Annotated in this window: 1 pseudogene; it reads right to left on the bottom strand. The window is 58.2% G+C overall.

The window, feature by feature from the left end:
* Positions 1-922 (bottom strand): annotated as a pseudogene (locus B5F77_RS15395) (hypothetical protein); the annotation flags it as partial.
* Positions 923-1,069: the final 147 nt, after the last annotated feature.

The raw sequence follows: 1,069 nt of genomic DNA, 5'->3' as shown, positions 1-1,069 counted from the left end.
ACCAGTCGCCTGCCGGTTCGCCTTCCGTAACCAACTCTTCCCAAGTCGCATAGTCGTCCTCATAGGAGGTGTAGTAGTGGTCGTACAATGCTTCCACCGGACGGTTGCCCGCGCCCGGAGCTGAAGGGTTGAAGGCATTGCGGCTGGCGTTGGCGGTCGTCTTGTGGAGCGTCCACGGGTCTACGACGAAGTTCCGCTGCACACCACCCTCTACGGGCAATTCATCGCCCAGATAGGTGATAGGCGAGGAGCTGGTAAGCGCGCCGTTCACCGGAGCCGCTACCCGCTTCAGGAGGTAAGAACCCGCCGCCATCTTATTCAATATCACCGCACCCGTAATGGCGGCTTTGCCCCGTCCATACGTTTCATCGGATACATTATATATGCTGTTCTTTGCGCGGTAATCGATACGGGCCGCCACGCGCTCTACCTCGACGGTCGCGTTCGCCGGCTCGTTTTTCGGGTTGCCGCAAAGCTTGACCTTATCTGCGGTATGCCCGTCCGACGTCATGACGAAGCGGGAGTATTCGCCACCTGATTCCGTCCATGCCGAAGTGAGCAGGTAATCCCGGATGCCGCCCAGCGTTTTGCCTTGGAGCGAAGGACGGATGTCGCCCGTATTGGTCACGACCAGCAGGTCATATTCCCCGGCAGGGAGGTTGACCGGCACCGGCTCCGTCCGGTTGTCGCCCTCGATGCGTTCGCGGTCGAAGTAAAATATCTTGTCGATGGGCGTGTCGGCCGGTGCGTTGCTTTGCTCCTCGGCTTGATAGAAGAGGACGAGCAGGTTGTCGATGCGGTTCTCGTAGTCGAACCCCGTTTCGGAGCCGTCGCCCGGTTCGCCGCCCGTGGGGTTGCCGCGGGTTGAATGGCCCGTCGAGGGCGTGACGGCGAGCGAGAACCACGAGCCATCCCCCTCCAAACCATTCCGTCCCGTTTCTGGTCTGGAGGTCGTCGGAACAAGCCGCGAGCATCCAGCCGAAGAAAAGGGCGAAAAGAGGTGTTGTTTTCTTTAGTCTGTTATTGTTCATCTTTTATAAAAAGGACTATTTTACGAATAAATGATATG

The sequence above is a fragment of the Parabacteroides sp. An277 genome, from assembly GCF_002159645.1.
Lineage (GTDB): Bacteria > Bacteroidota > Bacteroidia > Bacteroidales > Tannerellaceae > Parabacteroides.
This window is presented reverse-complemented; position numbering and strand designations above follow the sequence as displayed.